Annotated in this window: 24 protein-coding genes and 1 pseudogene; 24 read left to right on the top strand and 1 reads right to left on the bottom strand. The window is 52.7% G+C overall.

The genetic code is table 11. The annotated features are described in order from the left end of the window. Nucleotides 1-226: 226 nt before the first annotated feature. The 15 genes from spoVAC to H581_RS0118570 all read left to right on the top strand — a co-directional run bounded on the left by spoVAC (nucleotide 227) and on the right by H581_RS0118570 (nucleotide 13,124). On the top strand, nucleotides 227-718 hold the full coding sequence (spoVAC, locus tag H581_RS0118640; protein WP_028611345.1) for a stage V sporulation protein AC: 492 nt from the start codon (nucleotides 227-229) through the stop codon (nucleotides 716-718). Between the two features lies 1 nt (nucleotide 719). Further along, nucleotides 720-1,733: a stage V sporulation protein AD gene (spoVAD, locus tag H581_RS0118635; RefSeq protein ID WP_028611344.1), complete on the top strand. Its 1,014-nt coding sequence runs from the start codon at nucleotides 720-722 to the stop codon at nucleotides 1,731-1,733. 6 nt (nucleotides 1,734-1,739) lie between these two features. After that, complete coding sequence (spoVAE, locus tag H581_RS0118630; RefSeq protein ID WP_028611343.1) at nucleotides 1,740-2,090, top strand: stage V sporulation protein AE; 351 nt, start codon at nucleotides 1,740-1,742, stop codon at nucleotides 2,088-2,090. Between the two features lie 137 nt (nucleotides 2,091-2,227). Beyond that, nucleotides 2,228-3,184, top strand: a complete 957-nt coding sequence (locus H581_RS0118625) for an AAA family ATPase (RefSeq protein WP_028611342.1) — start codon at nucleotides 2,228-2,230, stop codon at nucleotides 3,182-3,184. A gap of 4 nt (nucleotides 3,185-3,188) precedes the next feature. Beyond that, nucleotides 3,189-4,436 carry a DUF58 domain-containing protein gene (locus tag H581_RS0118620; RefSeq protein ID WP_028611341.1) on the top strand — a complete coding sequence of 416 codons (1,248 nt, stop codon included), beginning with the start codon at nucleotides 3,189-3,191 and terminating at the stop codon, nucleotides 4,434-4,436. Then, nucleotides 4,433-6,685, top strand: a complete 2,253-nt coding sequence (locus H581_RS34465; protein WP_051250946.1) for a DUF4129 domain-containing transglutaminase family protein — start codon at nucleotides 4,433-4,435, stop codon at nucleotides 6,683-6,685. The genes H581_RS0118620 and H581_RS34465 overlap by 4 nt, the downstream gene beginning before the upstream one ends. Nucleotides 6,686-6,838: 153 nt before the next feature. After that, entirely contained in the window at nucleotides 6,839-7,363 is a 525-nt protein-coding gene (locus H581_RS0118610; protein WP_028611340.1) for a YqeG family HAD IIIA-type phosphatase, read from the top strand. Further along, nucleotides 7,360-8,484 (top strand): ribosome biogenesis GTPase YqeH, encoded by a 1,125-nt coding sequence (gene yqeH, locus H581_RS0118605; RefSeq protein WP_028611339.1) that lies wholly within the window; start codon nucleotides 7,360-7,362, stop codon nucleotides 8,482-8,484. Before H581_RS0118610 ends, yqeH begins: the two co-directional genes overlap by 4 nt. 26 nt (nucleotides 8,485-8,510) lie before the next feature. Continuing rightward, on the top strand, nucleotides 8,511-9,383 hold the full coding sequence (aroE, locus tag H581_RS0118600) for a shikimate dehydrogenase (RefSeq protein ID WP_036718809.1): 873 nt from the start codon (nucleotides 8,511-8,513) through the stop codon (nucleotides 9,381-9,383). A gap of 65 nt (nucleotides 9,384-9,448) precedes the next feature. Next, nucleotides 9,449-9,754: a ribosome assembly RNA-binding protein YhbY gene (yhbY, locus tag H581_RS0118595; protein ID WP_028611337.1), complete on the top strand. Its 306-nt coding sequence runs from the start codon at nucleotides 9,449-9,451 to the stop codon at nucleotides 9,752-9,754. A gap of 167 nt (nucleotides 9,755-9,921) precedes the next feature. Further along, a complete protein-coding gene (gene nadD / locus H581_RS0118590) occupies nucleotides 9,922-10,512 on the top strand; it encodes a nicotinate-nucleotide adenylyltransferase (RefSeq protein WP_028611336.1) in 591 nt (196 codons plus the stop codon). Further along, nucleotides 10,502-11,056: a bis(5'-nucleosyl)-tetraphosphatase (symmetrical) YqeK gene (gene yqeK, locus H581_RS0118585; protein WP_028611335.1), complete on the top strand. Its 555-nt coding sequence runs from the start codon at nucleotides 10,502-10,504 to the stop codon at nucleotides 11,054-11,056. The genes nadD and yqeK overlap by 11 nt, the downstream gene beginning before the upstream one ends. A 21-nt stretch (nucleotides 11,057-11,077) precedes the next feature. Next, a complete protein-coding gene (gene rsfS, locus H581_RS0118580; RefSeq protein WP_028611334.1) occupies nucleotides 11,078-11,425 on the top strand; it encodes a ribosome silencing factor in 348 nt (115 codons plus the stop codon). Continuing rightward, the gene (locus H581_RS0118575) at nucleotides 11,422-12,357 is read left to right on the top strand and encodes a CvfB family protein (RefSeq protein ID WP_028611333.1); all 936 of its coding nucleotides are present in this window, start codon (nucleotides 11,422-11,424) and stop codon (nucleotides 12,355-12,357) included. Before rsfS ends, H581_RS0118575 begins: the two co-directional genes overlap by 4 nt. Then, nucleotides 12,354-13,124 carry a class I SAM-dependent DNA methyltransferase gene (locus H581_RS0118570; protein ID WP_028611332.1) on the top strand — a complete coding sequence of 257 codons (771 nt, stop codon included), beginning with the start codon at nucleotides 12,354-12,356 and terminating at the stop codon, nucleotides 13,122-13,124. Before H581_RS0118575 ends, H581_RS0118570 begins: the two co-directional genes overlap by 4 nt. Nucleotides 13,125-13,744: 620 nt before the next feature. On the opposite strand, the gene H581_RS0118565 is transcribed toward H581_RS0118570, so the two are convergent. Beyond that, complete coding sequence (locus H581_RS0118565) at nucleotides 13,745-13,960, bottom strand: hypothetical protein (protein ID WP_028611331.1); 216 nt, start codon at nucleotides 13,958-13,960, stop codon at nucleotides 13,745-13,747. 283 nt (nucleotides 13,961-14,243) lie between these two features. On the opposite strand from H581_RS0118565, the gene nrdI reads away from it, so the two are divergent. The 9 genes and pseudogenes from nrdI to H581_RS0118520 all read left to right on the top strand — a co-directional run bounded on the left by nrdI (nucleotide 14,244) and on the right by H581_RS0118520 (nucleotide 22,204). Beyond that, the gene (gene nrdI, locus H581_RS0118560; protein WP_028611330.1) at nucleotides 14,244-14,603 is read left to right on the top strand and encodes a class Ib ribonucleoside-diphosphate reductase assembly flavoprotein NrdI; all 360 of its coding nucleotides are present in this window, start codon (nucleotides 14,244-14,246) and stop codon (nucleotides 14,601-14,603) included. Then, nucleotides 14,590-16,674 carry a class 1b ribonucleoside-diphosphate reductase subunit alpha gene (gene nrdE, locus H581_RS0118555; RefSeq protein WP_028611329.1) on the top strand — a complete coding sequence of 695 codons (2,085 nt, stop codon included), beginning with the start codon at nucleotides 14,590-14,592 and terminating at the stop codon, nucleotides 16,672-16,674. The genes nrdI and nrdE overlap by 14 nt, the downstream gene beginning before the upstream one ends. A 45-nt stretch (nucleotides 16,675-16,719) precedes the next feature. Continuing rightward, nucleotides 16,720-17,676 (top strand): class 1b ribonucleoside-diphosphate reductase subunit beta, encoded by a 957-nt coding sequence (gene nrdF / locus H581_RS0118550; RefSeq protein WP_028611328.1) that lies wholly within the window; start codon nucleotides 16,720-16,722, stop codon nucleotides 17,674-17,676. A gap of 278 nt (nucleotides 17,677-17,954) precedes the next feature. Further along, nucleotides 17,955-18,809, top strand: a pseudogene (locus tag H581_RS0118545) (ABC transporter ATP-binding protein); the annotation flags it as partial. After that, the gene (locus H581_RS0118540) at nucleotides 18,809-19,612 is read left to right on the top strand and encodes an ABC transporter permease (protein WP_028611326.1); all 804 of its coding nucleotides are present in this window, start codon (nucleotides 18,809-18,811) and stop codon (nucleotides 19,610-19,612) included. The pseudogene H581_RS0118545 and the gene H581_RS0118540, both read left to right, overlap by 1 nt. A 5-nt stretch (nucleotides 19,613-19,617) precedes the next feature. Further along, nucleotides 19,618-20,400, top strand: a complete 783-nt coding sequence (locus H581_RS0118535) for an ABC transporter permease (protein WP_028611325.1) — start codon at nucleotides 19,618-19,620, stop codon at nucleotides 20,398-20,400. Between the two features lie 175 nt (nucleotides 20,401-20,575). Next, entirely contained in the window at nucleotides 20,576-21,028 is a 453-nt protein-coding gene (locus tag H581_RS0118530; protein ID WP_028611324.1) for a GyrI-like domain-containing protein, read from the top strand. 122 nt (nucleotides 21,029-21,150) lie between these two features. Continuing rightward, the gene (locus H581_RS0118525) at nucleotides 21,151-21,945 is read left to right on the top strand and encodes a PhzF family phenazine biosynthesis protein (RefSeq protein WP_028611323.1); all 795 of its coding nucleotides are present in this window, start codon (nucleotides 21,151-21,153) and stop codon (nucleotides 21,943-21,945) included. Between the two features lie 4 nt (nucleotides 21,946-21,949). Beyond that, complete coding sequence (locus H581_RS0118520) at nucleotides 21,950-22,204, top strand: DUF2164 domain-containing protein (RefSeq protein ID WP_028611322.1); 255 nt, start codon at nucleotides 21,950-21,952, stop codon at nucleotides 22,202-22,204. Nucleotides 22,205-22,292 lie beyond the last annotated feature (88 nt).

Below are 22,292 nucleotides of genomic sequence, written 5' to 3'. Positions count from 1 at the left end.
ATTGAACGTTATCGTGCTTGTGTTGTTTATTTTACTTGTTATCCTTATGTTTGTCCTAGAGCTTTAAAATAAGGATTGTCCATGGCAGCGAAAGCGGCCGGGGCAATCCTTTTTTTTGCTGGAATATTGGTTCCTGCAAATACAAATAATGAAGCCGAACAAAGGTAAGCGGCTAGGGGTCCGGATGATCTTCATAGCAGCTGTAACAGATAAGGAGTGTGCAGCAGTGGCTACCAACAGCAAGAGCGCTCATAAATACAAAAAAATGTCCATGTCGCCAAAAGAATATCAATCATTTGCAAAATCCAAGGAGCCTCCCCGTTCGATCTTCGCGAACTGCTTAAAAGCGTTTATCGTCGGGGGAGCCATCTGCGTGCTTGGACAAGTCATTCAAGAGCTGTTCGTCCACCTCATGGGCATGAGCAACGAGGAGGCAAGCAATCCGACGGTCGCGGTGCTCATCTTGCTCTCCGTCATCTTAACAAGCCTTGGCGTTTACGATAAGCTGGCGCAGTGGGCGGGCGCAGGCTCTGCCGTTCCGGTAACGGGCTTCGCGAATTCGATGTGCTCCGCCGCGCTTGAGCACCGGAGCGAAGGGCTGGTTCTCGGCGTCGGCGGCAATATGTTTAAGCTGGCGGGAGCAGTTATCGTGTACGGTACGGTTGCCGCCTTCTTTGTCGGTATCGTTCATCTTATATTAGGCACTGGGGGGCAGTAACATGCTGCGAGGAAAACAATCTTGGTGGTTCGAAAGGCGGCCGGTCATTATCGGAGAAGCGACCGTCGTAGGCCCGGATGAAGGCGAAGGGCCGCTTGCCGCGGATTTTGACCTTGTCCACCCGGAGCTCGATATGCAGCAGAAGAGCTGGGAGAAAGCGGAACGGCTGCTTCTGGAGCAGGCCTCCGAATTTGCCATACAGAACGCCCATATTGACCGCAACCAGCTTCAATATTATATCGGCGGCGATTTGATGAACCAAATCATCAGCAACAGCTTTGCTGCAAGATCGCTAGGCGTACCGTATATCGGCGTATTCGGCGCCTGCTCCACGTCGATGGAGACGCTTGCGCTCGCGTCTCTCGTCGTGAACTCGGGAGGAGGAAGCTACGTGCTGGCCGGTACCTGCAGCCATAACTGCACCGCCGAGAAGCAATTCCGTTATCCGACCGAATACGGCTCGCAGAAACCGCCAACCGCGCAGTATACCGTTACCGGCGCAGGAGCGGCCGTGGTTGCCGCAGAGGGTAAAGGACCGGTCATCGAATGCGCCACTATCGGCAAGATCGTCGATCTCGGCATCAAGGATCCGTTCAATATGGGGGCTGCGATGGCACCGGCAGCCGTCGATACGATCCAAGCCCATTTCAACGATACGGGCCGTTCGCCTGCCGATTACGATATGATCGTGACGGGGGACCTCGCCGGGGTCGGGCATCCGATCGCAAAGGACCTGCTGCTCCAGAACGGCGTTCCAATGAACGACACGGTATTCAGCGATTGCGGCCTGATGGTCTATGACGTAGAGAAGCAGAAGGTGCAGGCAGGCGGCAGCGGATGCGCCTGTTCGGCCGTAGTGACCTACGGTCATCTGCTTAAACGAATGAAGAAGGGTGAACTAAACCGTATTCTCGTTGTGGCAACAGGCGCCTTGCTGTCCCCGCTTTCGTTCCAGCAAGGCGAGAGCATTCCGTGCATTGCGCATGCAGTCGCGATTAGTGCGGGAAAGGAGTAGGCGAATATGATTTTTTTATGGGCTTTTTTAGTAGGCGGCGCCATTTGCGTCCTTGGCCAACTGATGTTCGACGTCCTGAAGTTGACTCCGGCTCATACGATGGCTACACTCGTCGTAATCGGAGCCATCGTAGACGGACTTGATTTGTACGAGCCGTTGATTAAGTTCGCCGGAGCCGGAGCCTCTGTGCCGATTACCAGCTTCGGCAATGCGCTCGTGCACGGCGCTTTGACCGAGCTGCATACTTCAGGCTGGATCGGCATCATATCCGGAATATTCAAAGTAACGAGCGCCGGTGTATCGGCTGCGATCATATTTTCGTTCTTAGCCGCATTGGTCGTTCGCCCAAAAGGCTAGGTACTTATCCGGTTGGAGGATCCCTGTGGGATCCTCCAATTTTTTTTGGAGCGAAAACGTTTGTGCACGGTAAAGGAAGTACTGTAAAATAGTAGTATTAAACATTTTGCTTAAGCTCACTAACGGGAGGTCTTGAAATGGATATTCGTCCTGCAGACATGCAATTATGTGCTTCTATTCTTAGAAATCTAGAAACTTGTATCCTTGGCAAACAGGAAGAAATCCAGAGATTGCTTATCGCCGTCATCGCGGGCGGACACGTGCTCCTTGAAGATGTGCCGGGCACGGGTAAAACACAGCTGGTAAAGGCGCTGGCGAAATCAATCGGCGGCCAATTCCGCCGTATTCAATGTAACCCCGATTTACTCCCAACCGATATTACCGGCGTTTCCATCTATCATCCGAAGCAGGAAACCTTTTTATTTCGTCCGGGCCCGGTGATGGCTAATATTTTGCTGGCCGATGAGATTAATAGAGCAACTACGAAGACGCAGTCGGCTCTACTCGAAGCGATGGAGGAAGGCCGCGTCACGGTTGACGGAGATACGTATGAGCTGCCGCGTCCGTTTGTTCTGCTGGCGACGCAGAACCCGATCGAGTTCGAGGGAACCTATACGCTGCCGGAGGCGCAGCTTGACCGGTTCATGATGAAGCTGTCCCTTGGTTACCCAAGCGAAAGCGACGAGCAGCGTATGGTCTTATCTAATGAAGGATTACATCCATCCGACCGGATTGAGCCTATGATTAATATAACGGATATGCTTCATATACAGGATCAGGTGCTGAACGTGCACATCGATGATGCCGTGGGCAAATATTTGGTTAGCCTTATCCGCGGAACGAGAGAGCATGCAAGCGTAATGCTTGGCGCAAGTCCGCGGGCTGCTCTGGCTCTGGCAAGAGCTGCAAAGGCCAGCGCCTTTATCCGGCAGCGGCAGTTCGTAACGCCGGACGACGTCAAGGAATTAGCGCCGCACGTTCTCTCGCATAGGCTGCTGCTGCGCACGGAAGCGAGAATGAACGGGCTCCGGGCAGAGGATGTAGTCGCGCAGGTGATCCAATCCACGAAAGTGCCGGTCCGGCTTGAGCGCTAGTCTGATGGCGGCTACGAAAACAGCTAAGCTGCGCTGGCAGCTTGTCGCAGTCATTTATACGGTTAGCCTGTTCTATTTCTTATTTCAAGGCGGCAAAACGGCCTTTATGCTGTTTATTATTTTAAATTTGCTTTTATTATATCTGGTGCTTGGAAGATGGAGCGGCATTCATAAAGTGAAGGGAAGCAGAGCGTATGCGAGCTCCGGCGGCTCCTCGCTTGATCATTCTTTATCTGCGGGCAGCTCGCTGGATATTAGCTTAAATGTAAAAATTCCGGGCTACTATCCGCTGCCCTATGTCATAGTAAGGGACCAGCTCTATCGTCATAACGGACAGAGACTCGCTTTCGAAACCTCTTTCGTCCCGAATTGGAAGCGGACCGGGCACGTCGTTTATCAGACTCCACCGCTGCAGCGCGGGGAATACCGGTTTACGCATACGGAATGCATTTCTTATGATGTGTTCGGCTTGTTCGAGCACGCCGGGCAGTTCGGCTCGGAGACCGTATTCCATGTGCTTCCCCAAACGGTGCCGCTGCGGCAATGGAACGGGGTTCAACGAGGTATCCGGGGTCCTTATTCGCACGCGATCGCCTCTCGGTCGGCGAAAGAGACAACTCAAATTAACGGCGTCCGCGAATACCTGTACGGTGACCGTCTGTCGCGTGTGCATTGGAATGCGACGGCTAAGACCGGCGAATGGAAATCGAAGGCCTTCGAGCGCGAATCGCTTCCCCGGACGCTCGTTATTCTCGATCGGTATCCGGGCGGGTATGACGGTGAGCTGGCAGTCCGTTTCGAGCTTGCCGTATCGGCGGCGGCCTCTTTACTCGAAAATGGATTGAAGGAAGACACATCGATGGGGCTGCTCTCCGTCGGGGAAACCATGTCGCTGATTTCGCCGAAGTCAGGTTTTGATCAACGGAATTTACTAATGAAGCATTTGACCTTCGTCGACGCAGATGCCCCCCGGTCGTTGTACGCATCGCTGCAGCAGGCAGACTCCATGCTGGAGGCCGGCAGCTTTGCGATCGTCGTTACTCCGGATACGGGCCCGGATGTTATCCGCAGTATGGAATGGCTTTCCCGCAAAGGAATTCTGCCGAGCCTGCTCCATATTTCATCCTCTGCGGATAAACTCAGCCGCAATACGTCATGGAAGAAAGTGCTGCGCGAGAAGGGCTGGCCCGTCTACGAGATCCGGCAGCTGCAGGAGCTTCCGGCCGTACTGGAAGGGGGAGGAATTGCATGATGCAAGGCATAAAGCGTCTTGCCGCCTACTTGACAGGGAATTGGTATGAGAAGCTAATATTCGTATTCATTGCCGTCATTCTGACAAACTCGATCGCAATCTTTGACGACTACTGGTGGGATGAAACTTATCATACCGCTTATTACACGATTTTTACCGCTTTGGCGATCGATTTATTGCTTCCTCTCCGTTTGAAATTCGTTAAGCGGCTCCTGCAAATTTCGGCCGCCATCATGATTACGACGCAGTTCGCGCGGATGGAATGGCTCATATCGAAGCCGGAACGCTTTGAGGAGTGGGTATGGTGGCTGCAGGCGCATGCCGTACAGCTTCATCCGTTCATATGGATCAGCGGTATTCTGCTGCTGCTGTATGTCCTGTTCGGCATATGGACAACAACGCGAACGCGGATGCTCGCCGTCATCGGAGTCAGTCTGTTGACGCTTACGATTGCGGATTCCTTTACGCCGATCTGGCTGTGGGACGAGGTGGGCATGGTCGTCTTCACCGGATTGCTCTGGCTTGTCGCCAGCCACTTGTCGAAGCTGCAGCGCGAGCATCCTACCAGCTGGAAGGAGCTGCTCGAGTATCCGCTTCAATTATTTGTGCCGATTGCTCTCGTTCTGACGCTGCTTATGGCAGTAGGCTTAAATATGCCTTCCATGTCTCCGATTCTGCAGGATCCTTATACCCTCTGGAAGGAAGCCAAGGGGGAGTCGGTTCAAGTATTTCTTGGAGACAAAGGGACGGAGGCGATCCCGCCAGGAAGCGCAAGAAATGCGAGCTCCGGTTACAGCCGAAGCGACGAGGAGCTGGGAGGCGGCTTCGATTACGACTTTTCGCCGATGATGACGGTTACGACCTCGCAGCGCAGCTATTGGCGAGGCGAATCGAAAGCCTTCTATACCGGCGAAGGCTGGATCGACGTCGACAGCAGGGAAGAGAACGGAAGCATAGAGGGCGTACGGCAGGGCGTGGACCTGCCGCTTGATGAGAAGCCGCCCGTTGCCGGAACGATGGAGATTAGCCAGATCGTAACGATGATCCGCAAGGACGTCTACCCGGTTTTGTTCGCCGCGGCTCCCGTTACGAGAGTGAATTGGATCGGTTCCGAAGAGGCAAGATTTCCAAGCGACCTTGCATGGGTACCCGGCTCCTGGGAATTAAGGCTTCTTAACTGGTCGATGCAGAGGAAACGGTACCCGGAATCCTATTCGGTGACCTCATCGGTTGCGCTCTTGGATGAGGAACTGCTTCGGAAGACGAGAGCAGGCTGGACCGACCAAACAAACACAGCCCGCAACGCCTATTATCTGCAATTGCCGGATACGCTCCCGGAACGCGTGGAGGAATTGGCAAGGGAAGTAACGGCAGAGGGCACGAACGATTACGACAAGGCGAGAATGCTGGAATCGTATCTCAGATTGAATTACAACTATAACAATAAACCGGATTTATCGATGCTTACAGGCTCGTCCGTTGATTTTGTCGATCAATTTTTGTTCGAGCTAAAAGAAGGGTACTGCGATTATTTCTCCACCTCGATGGCAGTCATGGCGCGCAGTCTGGGAATGCCCGCCAGATGGGTAAAGGGTTTTGCTCCAGGCGCGCTTCCGGCGGGCGCAATCGGCCCTCCGAGCGATTTCGTGGAGGATATAAATCCGTCGGGCGCCGGCACTTACACGGTTCGGAATTCGGATGCGCACTCATGGGTAGAAATTTATTTCGAAGACTTCGGGTGGATCCCGTTTGAAGCTACTGCCGGATTCACCTTCCCGAATGCATTTGCCGAAGAAGAGGAAGAGGTCCTTCCTGAGCTTGAAGACGGTTCGGCATCGGCAACCACTCCCGTAGTGAAGGAAAGCACGATCAATGTGAAGGCGTGGGTATGGAGCTTTGCTGCCGCGCTTACGGCGACAGCCCTGTTATGGCTTGTCATTCGCCGTAAACAGGTCGTCGCATTCTGGCGGAAGCTTCGACACGGCACGTATACGAATAATGACCGGATTGTCATTGAGACGCAGAGGCTTCTGCGCGTATGCAGAAAACGCGGCTTGGAACGGCAGGAGCACGAGACGCTGCGTGAAGCCGTCCTGCGGTGGTCGCAAAGCCAGAAGCGGCTGCAGAGCGATTTTAGAGCCGTTCTGGACGGATTCGAGCAGGCGAAATACAGTCCGGCTATTGCTTCCTCTGAGGAAGCGGACCGTTTCGTCGATAAGGTGAAATCGCTTATCGATCAGCTGCGGTAAGAAACAGTCGATAATAGCCGTTTCGGAAGAGGATGATTTGTAAACGATAATACCGTCTGCCAATCAAATGGCGACGGTATTTTTTTGCAACAAATTTGGTTTGTATGGTATAGTTTCGTAAGATAGCAGGCAGAAAGCTGAGGGATATCGATTATGTTTGAACGGCTGTTGCCGCATATGCGCGTGAACACGGTATATGAAATAAACTTGGATGAATTGCATTCGCGGGGTGTCCGCGGCATCATTACAGATTTGGACAATACGCTTGTCGGGGCGAAGGAAGCGCTGGCTACGCCCGAGCTGATCCAATGGCTCGACGGTGTGCGTTCCCGCGGCTTTCAAGTGGTTATTGTCTCCAATAATAATGATTCACGTGTAGGGAAGTTTGCTTCGCCGCTGAATATTCCTTATATTCATGCTGCGCGCAAGCCTGCGGCGAAGGCTTTCCGCAGAGCGCTGAAAGTGCTCGGACTTGAGGCCGGACAAACCGTTGTCATCGGCGATCAGATGCTGACCGACGTGCTTGGCGGGAATCGGATGGGACTTTTTACGATACTAGTCACGCCGATCGCGCCTGCGGATGAAGGGATAATGACGCGGGTGAACCGGCAGATCGAACGGATTGCTTTAATCCGGTTAAGGAAAAAAGGGTTATGGTACGAGGGGGAAATAAAGTGAAGGAACAACAGCATAGTCAGACATCTTCATGCGCAGGCTGCGGCGTTCAGCTTCAGACCGGGCAGGCTGACCGGCCTGGCTATTTGCCTGCGGCAGCATTGGGGCGGGAGCCGGTTATTTGCCAGAGATGCTTCCGCATCCGCAATTATAATGAAGCTTCATCGATCGCCGTTGACCAGGATGATTTCCTGAAGCTGCTCGGAAGCATCGGCGGCACGGACAGTCTTGTCGTGCATATCGTTGATTTGTATGATTTCGAAGGCAGCTTGATCTCGGGGTTGCAGCGGTTTGTCGGCAATAATCCGGTGCTGCTTGTCGTGAACAAAATCGACCTGCTGCCTAAGGCGATGAACGTCAACCGGCTCCGGAATTGGGTGCAGCAGCAAGCCAAGGCGGAAGGTCTGCGCACGGTCGACGTCGTGTTATGCAGCGCAAAGCGGAATATGGGCTTTGAGCACGTGATTGATGCGCTTGAGAAATATAGAGCCGGGCGCGATGTCTACGTGGTTGGCGCAACGAACGTCGGCAAATCCACATTGATCAACCGGCTGATCAGAGACTACAGCGATATGGAGCGCGAGCTTACGACGTCCCGGTATCCGGGAACGACGCTAGATGCCGTTCATATTCCGCTGGAAGACGGCAAAGCGATCATCGATACCCCGGGTATCGTATATTCGTCGCGGATGACGGAGATCGTGCCGCGCAGCTTTCTTGGATCGTTAATGCCGGACAAGCCGATCAAGCCGCTTGTCTACCAGCTCAATTCCGGGCAGACGCTGTTTTTCGGAAGCCTGGTCCGGTTTGATTTTGTCGAAGGTGACCGCCAATCCTTCACGCTCTATATATCCAATGCGCTTAACGTGCATCGGACAAAGCTTGAACGGGCGGACGAGCTGTATGCGGACCACCGCGGCGAATTGCTGGGAGGGCCGTCGCTTGAGGAGCTGGAGACCATACCGGCGTGGACGAGACATTCGCTTCGCGTGAAGCGCGGAGTGAATAAGGATGTATTCATCTCCGGTCTGGGATGGATACAGGTAAACGGAACGAACGGTGCGCAGCTTGACGTATATGCGCCGAAGGGCGTTAAAGTTATGCTTCGCGACTCGATGATATAACTTAGCCGTTGGAGGGGAAACCAATCTTGACAAGCACAGGCGAAGGAAACCGGATAGACAGCCATACGATCCTCTATGGCGTAATCGGCGACCCCATCCGTCATTCAAAATCACCGATTATGATGAACCGCGCGTTTCGGGAAACGGGGATTAACGGTATTTATGCCGCTTTTCATGTGACGGGCGGGCGCGTGGCCGATTTTGCGGCGGGCGTTAGGGCGATGGGAATACGCGGGGTTAACGTTACCATTCCGCATAAACTGGACATTATGAGCGTGCTGGATGAAATTGATGCGGGAGCGCAAGCGATCGGCGCAGTCAACACCATTGTCAATGAAGACGGGCGGCTCATCGGCTATAATACGGACGGCATCGGATATGTCCGTTCATTGAAGGAAGAAGCGGCTGAGGAAGGACTGGCAGGCAAACGTATCGTTGTCATCGGCGCCGGCGGAGCGGCGAGAGGTATCGTATATGCGCTGGCCGGAGAGAGTCCTGCACGGATAACGATCGCCAACCGCACCGTTGATCGGGCGCGGGAGCTTGCCGATGCTTTCCGTGCCAAATGCGACATCGAGGCAGTTCCGGACGAGCAATTGCAGGCGGCTTGCCGGGAAGCGGACATTGTCATTAACACAACCTCAATCGGCATGTTTCCGAATACGGAAGGAACCCCGGTCGATGCCGCTTGGCTGAAGCCGGATGCGGTGGCGAGCGATCTTATTTACAACCCGCTCAAGACGACCTTCCTGCAGCAAGCGCAGCACCGGGGCTGCCGCATCCATGGCGGCCTGGGCATGTTCATATACCAAGGCGCTTATGCTTTCGAGTATTGGACCGGTCGTCCTGCGCCGGTCTCGGCGATGCGCGAGTCGGTATTAGCTTCGCTGCAGCACTAATAAATGATCTATATAAGCTTATACTAACCAGTAGAAATATGGAGATGAAAGTAGGAATACCTAACATGCTTACAGGGAAACAAAAACGTTATTTAAGGTCGATGGCTCATCATTTGCAGCCGATTTTTCAGGTTGGAAAAGGCGGCACCAATGACCATCTCGTCCGTCACATCGAGGAAGCGCTGGAAGTACGCGAGCTGATCAAGGTATCGGTGCTGAACAATTGCCTGGACGATCCGAAGGAAATCGGGGCGGAGGTCGCAGCCGATTCCGGCGCCGAGCTGGTACAAGTTATCGGCAAAACGATCGTCCTTTATAAGGAATCGAAGGACAACAAAAAAATCGAGCTTCCAACCGCCTCCCGCAAATAAGCATACATTAGCTTATTTAAAGGGTAATAATGGTTAAGTTTTTAACTTGACTTTATTTCATTGCGGGACGAGCTTTCTTCATACGGACGGAACTAAGTCATGCTGCATTGCTTTGCAGTCAGAGGTTCGTGCGAGACAGCCGTTTACGCCCTGAGGAGGCGCAAAGTGTGAGCAAAATCGGCATTATGGGGGGAACCTTCGATCCTATCCATATCGGTCATCTGATTGCGGCCGAAACAGCCCGTGAGAGCTGCGGCTTGCATGAGGTATGGTTTATTCCGTCATATGGGCCTCCATTGAAAGCGAATGAGCCGGGTGCCGAGGGTGAGCGCCGTTTTGAAATGGTGAGCGAGGCGATTGCCGGCAATCCGGCTTTTCGCGCAATGGACATTGAGCTGCAGCGCGGAGGCGTCAGCTATTCCTTTGATACGGTTCTTGAGCTGAGGCGCCGCCATCCGGAGCATTCGTTCTCCTATATTATCGGTTCGGACCGGGTTAACGACCTGCCTCAGTGGTATGAGATCGAGCAATTAGCAAAACATATAACATTCATAGGCTTAGAGCGGCCTGCCGACGCAATCCGCTTCGAAGGGCTCCCGGCTTATTTGAAGGAGCGGATAAGCTTCATTCCAATGCCCGCAATCGATATTTCCTCGACTTCGATAAGAAACCGGGTGCGTGCCCGACAATCGGTACGTTATTTGGTACCGGAGGCCGTGCACAGCTATATGAGGAGGTACAGCCTATATGAATCGTGAGCAGATGATTGGCAAGGTGAAGGCGGAAATGCCGGAACGCAGGTGGCTGCATACGCAGGGGGTCATGGAAACGGCCGTCCTCCTCGCCCACCGTTTCGGCGATGATCCGGTCCGGGTTGAGCTCGCGGCCATACTGCATGACGTCGCCAAATATTGGCCGACCGAGAGGATGGCGGATATGATACGCGAACAAGGTCTTCCCGCCGAGCTGTTGTTATATGACAAAGAGCTTTGGCATGCTCCCGTCGGCGCTTGGGTGGCCGAGCATGAATACGGCGTTAAGGATTCGGAGGTGCTTGATGCCATCCGTTACCATACCTCCGGACGCAGAGGGATGACGAAGCTGGAGAAAATCGTGTGCTTAGCCGATTATATGGAGCCGGGCAGGGATTTTCCGGGCGTGGATAAAATTCGTGAGCTAAGCGAACGGAATTTGGACGAGGCGCTCGTCGCGGGTTTTAATTCTACCATTATGTTTTTGGTCGAGAAGGGCAAACGGATCTTTCCGCTTACCTTGGAAGCGCGTAATTCGTTATTAGAATAAAAAACAATTGGAGGCTAACCTATGGCAGTACACTCGGATGAATTGCTACAAATTACGGTCACGGCGGCGGAGGACAAAAAAGCGGTACGCGTCGTTGCGTTAAATTTAAAGGAAGTTTCGCTCGTCGCGGATTATTTTGTCATCTGCAGCGGCAATTCGGATACGCAGGTGCAAGCGATCGCAACGGAGATCCGGAAGCAGGCGGAGAAGAACGGCACGCATGTCCGCGGTATCGAGGGGATGGATACGGCCAGGTGGGTATTGATCGACCTGGGCGATGTGATCGTTCACGTCTTCCATCGCGACGAACGCGATTATTATAATATCGAACGGTTGTGGTCCGACGCGAAGGTCGTGGAATTCGCATGAGCTTCGTAGCGGGAACGACACAAACGTTGAGGGTGACACGTGAAGTGTCGCCCTACGGTTATTTCCTGACCGACGGCGAATCGGACGTTCTGATGCATTATACCGAGCTTGTCGGCTCGAAACCGAAGATCGACGACGAGGTGGAGGTATTTCTGTTCTACGATTCGGAAGACCGCCTGGCGGCTACGATGAAGAAGCCTCTGCTCCAGTTAGGCGAGCTGGCCCGCTTGCGCGTTGCGGATGTGCATCCGAGGCTGGGCTGTTTTCTCGAGATGGGACTTGGAAGACAATTACTGCTTCCTCTATCCGAACTGCCGGAAAGCGTCGAATACAGACCTCTGCCGGGCGACGAGGTATTCGTCATTATGAAGCATGACAAGATCAGCAGACTCGTGGCGAAGATTGCCTTCGAGGAAGAGCTTTCGCCACTCGTCTTTCCCGCGCCCGCCAGCTGGAATAACCAATGGGTCGAGGGCTGGGTGACGAAAACACTGCAGCTCGGGTCTTTCGTGATGATCGACGGCGGAGTGGTCGGCTTTGGCGTATACGGGCTTATTCCGAGCTCCGAACGAACCAAGCCGCTTCGGCTTGGCGAACGCGTTCGCGCTCGGGTTACCTACATTCGCGAGGACGGACGGGCTAATTTGTCCATGGCGCAGCGCAAGGAGGTCGGACGGCTGGAGGATGCGGACCGTATTCTCGCTTTTATCAAGGAGCGTCCGGGCGGCGGTATGCCTTATTCGGACGAGACGGACGCCGACATCATCAAGCAGAAATTCGGGATCAGCAAAGGCGCATTCAAACGGGCGATCGGCAAGCTGATGCGGGAAGGGCTCGTTACCCAAAAGGGCAGCTGGACTTATTTGGCGGCACAGCAGGCTGAGGAAACCGGCGTTACAGCCCCGACTCATCATGAGGAGGATAAGCAATGAACCGTTCCTACGGACAGTTCGCGGCTGTGTACGACCAATTAATGGAGGATATGCCCTACGCGGATTGGCTCGGTTTCGCGCGGGAAAGCTGGTCGAAATACGGGATGCCGTCGACTGTCGTCGATTTGGGCTGCGGCACAGGCAGCTTGTCCATTCCGCTCGCGAGATCGGGCTTTCATGTCTACGGCATCGATCTATCTTCCGACATGCTCAGCGTTGCCCGCGGAAAGTGGGATGAGGCGCCGCAGCTGGTCACGAGACCGCGTACAGGAACCATCAGATGGCTGCAGCAGGACATGCGCGAATGGGAGCTTCAGGAGCCCGTAGACGCGGTTATCTCTTTTTGCGATTGTATAAATTATTTAACGGAAGAGTCCGATATCGAGGCGGCTTTCCGTGCCACCTGCACCGGGTTGCGCAGCGGAGGTACGTTCTTATTCGATATGCACCCGCCGGGGCAGCTGATCCGTTACGCGAAGGAGCAGCCGTTCGTGCTCGACGAGCGCGATGTCGCATACATATGGACTTGTGAGCTGGAAGAGGAACGATGCGAAATTGAACACCATTTGACTATTTTTACGCTTAATGGCGATGATTCGAGGTTCTATCGGTTTGAGGAAACGCATGTACAACGGGCGTACGATCCGGACTGGATCGAGGCTGCTCTGCTGCGGGCCGGCTTCCAAACCGTCGACCGATATGCGGACTTCGAGCTGAAGCCGGCGAACCGGGATTCAGAGCGGCTTTTCTTTGCCGCCGTCAAATAGACCGTGACATAGGGCTGTTCCGAAAGGTGTAATTTGCTTTCGGGGCGGCCTTTTTTGCATGCGGCGTGTGAGTTTGTTCAAATGAGGCGCAGAAATGCACCGCACATTGCGTGGTTGGCTAGTTGTCGTTCCTCCTTGCCCCATTTTTCACTACTAGTACCCAAGTAAGCAAGCACACGACATCTCCATAAGCTGGAATGGGAAAGACGCCATCTATTATCACCCGTTCTACGCCTATTGAGCTTTTTAGCAGGAAATCCTGACGCTAATTAACGGAATCCACGTATTTCACCGAAATAACGAACAAATTAGACGGAGAAACTCTATTTAAACTGGACTAATATGAAAATCCTGCTCGTTTAGAGGGGGATTTTCCTATTAGATCTACTAAAATTGGAGCCGCAGGCACAACGTTTGTATTGTTTACATATCTAGTGAGCAGCCAGGCTCCGCTGCCACTTGAGTAGAACCGCCAAATCAAAGCGGATCATTCGACAAAATGTCGAATGATGATAGTGATTGTAAAATTTTATCAGCGGTACACGCGTGAACGGGAAGTACTATCACGGACGCAAATCATTTACCTTGCAATTCGCTGGATATTATGAAATCATCCATTCTTACTCCCTCAGCGCGTCCTTCAACCGGCTGTTCATCCCCTCGTCAGAGGAGGTCCGGCGGACCGAATCGAGCCTTAATTTCCTCACCGCCTGGGTCAGCCTTCCGTTCTCCAGCTCCAGCTTTTCTATGTATTCCAGCAGCTCCGGGGCCGAGTAACCGGCGCTCCGGAACAGCGCATCGATGGTCTCCCGTATGTGCTCGGCAGTTGTTTTCAAGTTGATCGCGCCTCCAAAATAGCTATAAAATGTCACTATCCCATCATATCCGTATCTGTTAAAATAGTCGAGTGCGGAAAAATCATAGATTCATAATTTCTCCATTTTTCTCATTGACGTTATCCTATATCTTGATGTAGAATCAAGAGCATCAACTACATATTGATGTATAGGGTGCCTTCAATGATTGCCTTTTGGTAAATCTTGAACAAGCGCATCTGACTGAAATACTAGTCGGAAGCGCTTTTTGATTGCTTAATTTCAGTAGGGGAGCGAACGTGTTATGCTAGTCGTCTATGATTCCAAGACAGGCAACGTCAAGCGGTTCATCAACAAATTGAATATGCGGGCAGTGCCTATTGATGAGAAGGAAAAGGTGGACGAGCCGTTCGTACTGGTCACGTACACAACCGGCTTCGGCCAGGTTCCGGAGAAGGTAACTTCGTTCCTGAGAAGCCACTCGGGCTTGCTGCGAGGGGTATCCGCGAGCGGCAACCGAAACTGGGGACCGGGGTTTGCGAAGAGCGCGGACACGATCTCGCAGATGTACGATGTTCCCGTCATATTGAAATTTGAATTATCGGGTACAAGTCAGGATATGCAACATTTTGTCGAAAGGGTGCGAACCATTGAAGCATATTGAACTGAATAACGAGTTAATGCAGCGCGGCGCCGACGGATTTTACCAGTTGGATAAAGATAAAGAGGCTGTCGCCGCTTTTATGGAAGAAGTAGCCGAGAAAAGCGTGAAATTCGGTTCTCTCCGCGAGAAGCTAGATTACTTAATAGAGAACGATTACTATGATAACGTGTACAAGAAGTATACATATGAGCAGGTCGAAGCCGTATTTACGCTGACGGCTGACAGCGGCTTTGAATTCCAGTCCTACATGGCTGCGTCGAAGTTCTATAAGGACTACGCGATGAAAACGAATAATAAATCGCAGTACTTGGAGCAATACTCGGATCGCGTAGCGATCGTAGCCTTGCATCTCGGCGAAGGAGACGCGGCCAAAGCGCTCCGAATCGCGGAAGCGATGATCGAGCAGCGTCTGCAGCCGGCAACACCGACGTTCCTGAACGCCGGCAAGAGCCGCCGCGGCGAGATGGTGTCCTGCTTCCTGCTCGAGATGGACGATTCTCTTAACTCGATCAACTATGTGCTGGGCACGTGCATGCAGCTTTCCAAGATCGGCGGCGGCGTGGCCGTCAACCTGTCCAAGCTTCGCGGACGCGGCGAACCGATCAAGGGCGTGGAAGGCGCAGCGAAGGGCATTATGCCTGTTCTTAAACTGATGGAGGACGCGTTCTCCTACGCGGATCAGATGGGGCAGCGCAAAGGATCCGGCGCAGGCTATTATAATATTTTCGGATGGGACATTCTCGAGTTTCTGGATTGCAAAAAAATTAACGCCGACGAGAAGTCGCGCATCAAAACCTTGTCGATCGGCCTGATCATACCAAATAAATTCTATGAATTGGCCGCGCAGAACAAGCCGCTCTTCGTGTTCGGACCGCATTCCGTGCAGAAGGCGTACGGGAAGCATCTGGACGATATGGACATGGATGAAATGTACGAGGAATTGCTCGCGAACGAGCAGGTCACGAAGAAAAAAGTGATGAACGCGCGCGACATGCTTACGAAGATCGCTTCGATTCAGCTGGAATCGGGTTACCCCTACATCATGAACAAGTCGAATGCAAACCGCATTCACGCCCTCAAGGATATCGGTTCCGTCAAAATGTCCAACCTGTGCACGGAAATTTTTCAGCTGCAGGAGACTTCGGAAATTAAAGATTACGGCTATGAGGACGTAATCAGACGCGATATTAGCTGCAACTTGGCTTCGCTTAACATCGTGAATGTTATGGAGCACAAGAAGGTGAAGGAATCCGTTCATGTCGGCATCGAAGCGCTGACGACGGTAAGCGATCTGTCCAAAATCGATAACGCTCCGGGCGTTCGAAAGGCAAACGAGGAGCTTCATTCGGTCGGTCTCGGCGCGATGAACCTGAACGGCTACCTGGCCAAAAACAAAATCGCGTACGAAAGCGAAGAAGCGAAGGATTTTGCCGGCGTATTCTTTATGATGATGAACTACTACTCCATTGAGCAAAGCATGGAGATCGCCAAGGAACGCGGCATCAAGTTCAAGGATTTCGACCGTTCCGAATACGCGAAGGGCACCTACTTCACGCGTTACGTGGAGAACGACTTCCGTCCGAAGACGGCAAGAGTGAAGGAATTGTTCGAAGGCATGGACATCCCGTCGCCGGATGACTGGGCAGCCTTGAAGGAGAAGGTGCGGAAGCATGGTTTGTACCATGCGTACCGTCTGGCAATCGCGCCGACGCAAAGCATCTCCTACATCCAAAACGCGACTTCGAGCGTTATGCCGATCGTTGAGCATATCGAGACGCGTACATACGCGAACTCGACGACCTACTATCCGATGCCTTACTTGTCTCAAGATAACTACTTCTACTATAAGTCGGCTTACAACATCGACCAGTTCAAATTGATCGACCTGATAGCGGAAATTCAGCAGCACGTCGACCAAGGCATTTCGTCGGTGCTGCATGTTAACAGTAACGTGACGACCCGCGAGCTGGCGCGCTTCTACGTATATGCGGCGCAAAAGGGGCTCAAATCGCTTTATTACACGAGAACGAAGCGTCTTTCCGTCGAGGAGTGCACAAGCTGCGCCGTGTAAGGCTAATTCAAATGATGCTTAAGTAGCAAAGAAGGAGCTCACCAAATGAAGGCAGTGAACTGGAACCGCCCGGACGATGATTTCACGTTAACGTTCTGGCAGCAAAATGTGATGCAATTTTGGACGGATGATGAAATCCCTCTGTCTGACGATAAAATGGACTGGATGGAAATGTCCGACGCCGAGCGCACGTTATACAAAAACGTGCTCGGCGGACTGACGCTGCTCGATACGATTCAAGGAGGCATCGGCATGCCGAAAATTTTGGAGCATGTCGACGGCCTCCAGCGCAAAGCGGTGCTTTCCTTCATGTCGATGATGGAGCAAATTCACGCAAAATCGTACAGCAGCATCTTCACGACGCTCGCATCCGGCGAAGAGATCGACGATATTTTCAAATGGGTGGAGCAAAACGAGCAGCTTCAGAAGAAAGCGGCGCTTATTTCATCGTGGTACACGAATATTACGGGACCGAAAGAGCTGTATAAAGCGATGGCGGCTTCCGTATTCCTGGAAAGCTATCTGTTCTACAGCGGCTTCTTCTATCCGCTCTACCTGGCCGGTCAGGGCAAAATGACGAGCAGCGGCGAAATCATCGACTTGATTCTGCGCGACGAGAGCATTCACGGACTGTATGTCGGCGTGCTTGCGCAGGAGCTGTTCCAGACGTTCAGCAGCGAGGAGCAGCAGCAGCTTCAAACCGAAGTGTACGCGCTTCTGAACGAGTTGTACGAGAACGAGATTATCTATACGGAGCATCTCTATTCGCCTCTCGGATTAGCTGAGGAAGTAAATGCCTATGTGCGCTACAACGCGAATAAGGCGCTGATGAATCTTGGCTTGGAGCCGCATTTCCCGGAAGAGCCGGTCAACCCGATCGTGTTCAACGGCATCAGCACCCACACGAAGCAGCATGACTTTTTCTCCAAGAAAGGAAACGGCTACGTCCGCACCATTCATGTCGAGCCGCTCCACGACGACGACTTCGTCTTCAATTTCTAATCGCAATGATATCTATCAATAGACAAAATCGCTCTTTATCCTGCCCGACGGGCAGTGGAGAGCGATTTTTTTGTTTGAATCGGAAAGAAATGATTGACAGAAGTGGAACGGAGTGATAGAGTACTTCTTCCATGACCTTGAACGGAGGGACGAAATTGATAACAATTAAAGGCTTAAGCAAAACCTTTCATGTCGCCAAACGATCATCCGGCATGAAGGAGGCGGTGAAGGCGTTATTCCATCGGGAGTACACTGCCGTGGAAGCGCTTAAAGACATTTCGTTTACGATCAACCCCGGCGAAATCGTCGGTTATATCGGTCCGAACGGAGCCGGCAAGTCAACGACGATCAAAGTGATGAGCGGGATTCTGGTGCCGGACGGCGGCATCTGCTCCATTATGGGATTTACGCCTTGGCAGAACCGCGTCGCTTACGTGAAGCATATCGGCGTCGTGTTCGGACAGCGCTCGCAGCTGTGGTGGGACGTACCGGTGATCGATTCGTTCGAGCTGCTGCGCGATATTTACGATGTGCCGGAGCAGGAGTATCGCAGCAATCTGGCGCTCCTAACTGAAACGCTGGATCTGAAGGACATCATTCAAACGCCGGTGCGCCAGCTAAGTCTTGGCCAGCGCATGCGCTGCGAGATCGCTGCTTCGCTGCTTCATAGTCCGAGCGTCCTCTTTCTGGACGAGCCTACAATCGGACTGGACGCGGTTTCGAAAATCGCCGTCCGGCGCTTCATCCGGACGATTAACGAGGAGAAAGGGGTCACTGTGATCCTGACGACGCATGACATGAACGACATCGAAGCGCTTGCGCAGCGCATCATCCTGATCGGCAAAGGCAGGCTGCTGTTCGACGGAAGCCTCGATGCGATCCGCAGCCGGTTCGGAACGCATAAGACGTTGACGATCGTATACCGGAATCAACCCGAACCGCTTCAAATCGCCGGCGCGGTCGTCGAATCGTGGTCGCCGGAACGCGCCGTGCTTCGGGTAGACACGGAGCAAGCCGTCATTTCCGATGTGTTAATCGACTTGTCCAAGCAAGTAGAACTGCTTGATGTCGCGATTGATACGCAGCCGATTGAGGATTTGATCGTTCAATTGTATAAGGAGCATCAAATATAATGAAAGCGTATGTATCGGTTTTTAAGCTTAGGCTTTTCCATGGCATGCAGTACCGCGCAGCCGCGCTTGCGGGCATCGCGACGCAATTTTTTTGGGGTTTCATCATCATCATGGTTTACGAGGCGTTTTACAGCCAAGGGAGCATTGACGCGCCGATTTCGTTGGATGAACTGATAAGTTATATTTGGCTCCAGCAAGCCTTTCTGGCATTCATCATCCTATGGTTTAGGGACAATGAACTGTTCCAGCTGATTACGACCGGAAATATCGCTTATGAGCTTTGCCGGCCAAGCGGCATTTACGGCTTATGGTACGCTAAGCTGCTCGCGCAGCGGCTGGCCAGCGCGCTTCTGCGCAGCATGCCGATTATTGCGGTCGCCCTGTTTCTTCCTCAGCCTTATCAGCTGCTTCCGCCTTCAGATCTATCTACATTTCTTTTGTTCGCAATGACGCTGCTACTTGGCTTATTGATCATGGTGGCGCTCTCTATGCTCATGTATATTTCCGTGTTTGTGACGCTGTCCCCATCGGGATCGCTGCTCATGTTCGCCGTCTTGGGCGAGTTTCTGGCAGGTATGGTTATTCCGGTCCCGCTTATGCCGATTTGGCTTCAAAATATTGTAAATCTGCTTCCGTTCCGCTATTCGGCAGACTTTCCGTTTCGCGTATATTCCGGTCATATACCGTACAATGATGCGCTGACCGGAATCCTAATTCAGCTTGCATGGCTTGCCGCGCTCATTGGAATCGGATGGTTCGCAATGGCAAAAGCGCTGCGTAGAGTCGTCGTTCAGGGGGGGTAGCGGCTATGAGGCTTTATTGGAAATATGTCGTCATTTTATTCAAATCCCAGATGCAGTACCGCGCTTCGTTCTGGCTGCTGGCGTTAGGACAATTTCTTGTTCCATTCTCCGTATTCGCCGGATTGTACTTCTTGTTCGAACGGTTTGAGCAAATTGAAGGCTGGCAGTTTCATGAGGTAGCGCTCTGCTTTGCCGTTATCCATATGTCATTCTCGCTAAGCGAATGCTTTGCAAGGGGCTTCGACAATTTCTCAGGGATGGTCGCTAATGCAGAATTCGATCGTGTGCTGGTCCGTCCGCGAGGAACAATCATTCAGGTGCTAGGCTCAAAATTCGAGTTTACCCGTGCCGGGAGATTGGTACAGAGCCTGCTGGTGCTTGCGTGGGCGGTCAGCCGGCTTCCGGTAGAGTGGACCTTGCTGAAGGCCGTTACGCTGATGTTGATGGTGATAAGCGGAACGTTTATTTTTACGGGCATCTTTATTCTGGCCGCGACGCTTTGTTTCTGGACCGTTCAAGGTCTTGAAATTGTCAATATTTTCACCGACGGCGGCAGACAGATGGCGCAATATCCGCTCCAAATCTATAGAAAATGGGTGACGAGGTTTTTTACCTTCATTATTCCGTTCGGCTGCGTGAACTACTTGCCGCTGCTTTACATTTTGGATAAAGCGCCCGGAAATGAATGGCTGTATATGCTCGCGCCGCTTGCGGGGATCGTATTTATTCTGCCTTGTTTATTCGTTTGGAGAATAGGAGTCCGACATTACCGCTCGACCGGCTCTTAAAACGTATCGTGAATCGGTATATAGCCGCGCGGCATATCGGGGATCGGCAAAAGCGAGACGGCGCATGGAACGGCTTGAATTCGAGTAGCCATTTACTAGCAAATCATGGTACACTAGGAGCAGAGAAAGCTCATCCTAGCGTACAAGTCCTGACAGATCCGAAGGAGGAAATCGCGTGGAAAACTGCTCCATCGTTACAAGGCCTGCACTCCATTTGGCTGGAATTAGCTACTGCGGTCCATATTCAACCTTTCCGGATGAGGCGATTCGGCTGCAGACCGAGTTTCTGACTCGAAAGCACGAGCTCGGAGATGCAGCCAAGTCTACCGTATTGTATAGTCCTTATTTCGGGAATGAGGTTTTTGCCACCTATTGGGCTTGTTACGAGGTGCAGCATCTTGATGAGGTTCCTCCCGGCATGGTACAGTTTACGATTCCGGCGCACCGGTATGCCATGGTCGCCTGTTCGAACAAACGGATCGGCGAAGGTTATGAGCAGCTGCATACGTGGATTAACGAAATACGGCTGGAAAAGCATGAAAACGCCGTATCGCTGGAGTTATTTTATATTGACGAGCATCATTTGGAGGAAGAGCCTGTCGAGCTGCTCATTCCGCTCAAAGGATAATCGTCGGAAAGGACTTGCTTGCAAATGGAACAGACCGCGGATGATACGATTCGCTCCTGCCCCGTTTGGGAAGCAGGTTCTTTTTTTGTGAGGCAGGACCAAGCAGAAGGGATGTCGAGAGAATGAGTTACGCGATCTATATCGCCGATGCATTTACGAATGAACGATTTAAGGGAAATCCTGCGGCTGTTTGCTTTCTGGATGAACCTTGCGAGGAGGAATGGCTGCAGCAGGTTGCCGCCGAAATGAATTTGTCTGAAACGGCGTTTCTTGTTCCCGGCGGGGAAAGCTTCGGCCTGCGCTGGTTTACGCCGGAAGCCGAGGTTGATCTATGCGGCCATGCCACGCTCGCGGCCGCGCATATCCTATGGCAAACCGGAAGGCTGGCCAAGGACGAAAAGGCCTGCTTCATGACCAGAAGCGGGCTGCTAACGGCAAAATTAGCAGGAGAATGGATTGAGATGGACTTTCCCGCTGAGACGCCGGAGGCGGCGGTTGCTCCCGAGGAACTGCTGCAGGGGCTTGGGCTTATTCCGCGGTTTGCCGGACGCAACCGCATGGATTATTTCGTCGAGGCGGATAGCGAGGAGACGGTGCGGACGCTTCAGCCCGACTTCGGCCTGCTCGCCCGTCTGCCTGCCCGCGGCGTCATCGTGACCAGCCGTGCAGACGGAGGCGGTGGTTACGACTTCGTATCCCGCGCTTTTTATCCCGGAACGGGCATTGATGAGGACCCGGTAACCGGCTCTGCGCATTGCGCGCTCGCTCCATACTGGGCGAAGAGGCTGCGCAAGGAAGAGCTGGTCGGCTTCCAGGCGTCAAGCCGCGGAGGCATCGTGAAGGTGAAGCCGTCAGGAGACAGAGTGTATTTGTCGGGACAAGCGGTAACCGTGCTACGCGGACAATTGGAGGAATGAAGCGATGATGGGATTAAAACTGCCTAAGGAGCAGAAGGAGAGGCTCGTCGCGAGCGTCCAGCAATATTTCGAGCTCGAGCGCTCGGAGGAGATCGGGTCGATCGCAGCGGAACAGCTGCTTGATTTCATGATCAAGGAAATCGGTCCGCATCTATATAACCACGCCATTCAGGATGCCCGCAAAACCGTGATCGAGCGGATGCAATCACTGGAGGATGAGCTGTATGCATTGGAGAAGCCGTTGACGGCGAAGCGTTAGCATTCGGGATGGCACTCGCGACGTCATATAAACGGTTTACAGAAAGGACGCTTCTTTTGAAGCGTTCTTTTTTGCAATAAAACCAACC

The sequence above is a fragment of the Paenibacillus harenae DSM 16969 genome (assembly GCF_000422465.1).
Classification (GTDB): domain Bacteria; phylum Bacillota; class Bacilli; order Paenibacillales; family Paenibacillaceae; genus Pristimantibacillus; species Pristimantibacillus harenae.
The sequence above is the reverse complement of the archived record's forward strand: the minus strand, read 5'-3'. Positions and strand labels throughout refer to the sequence as shown.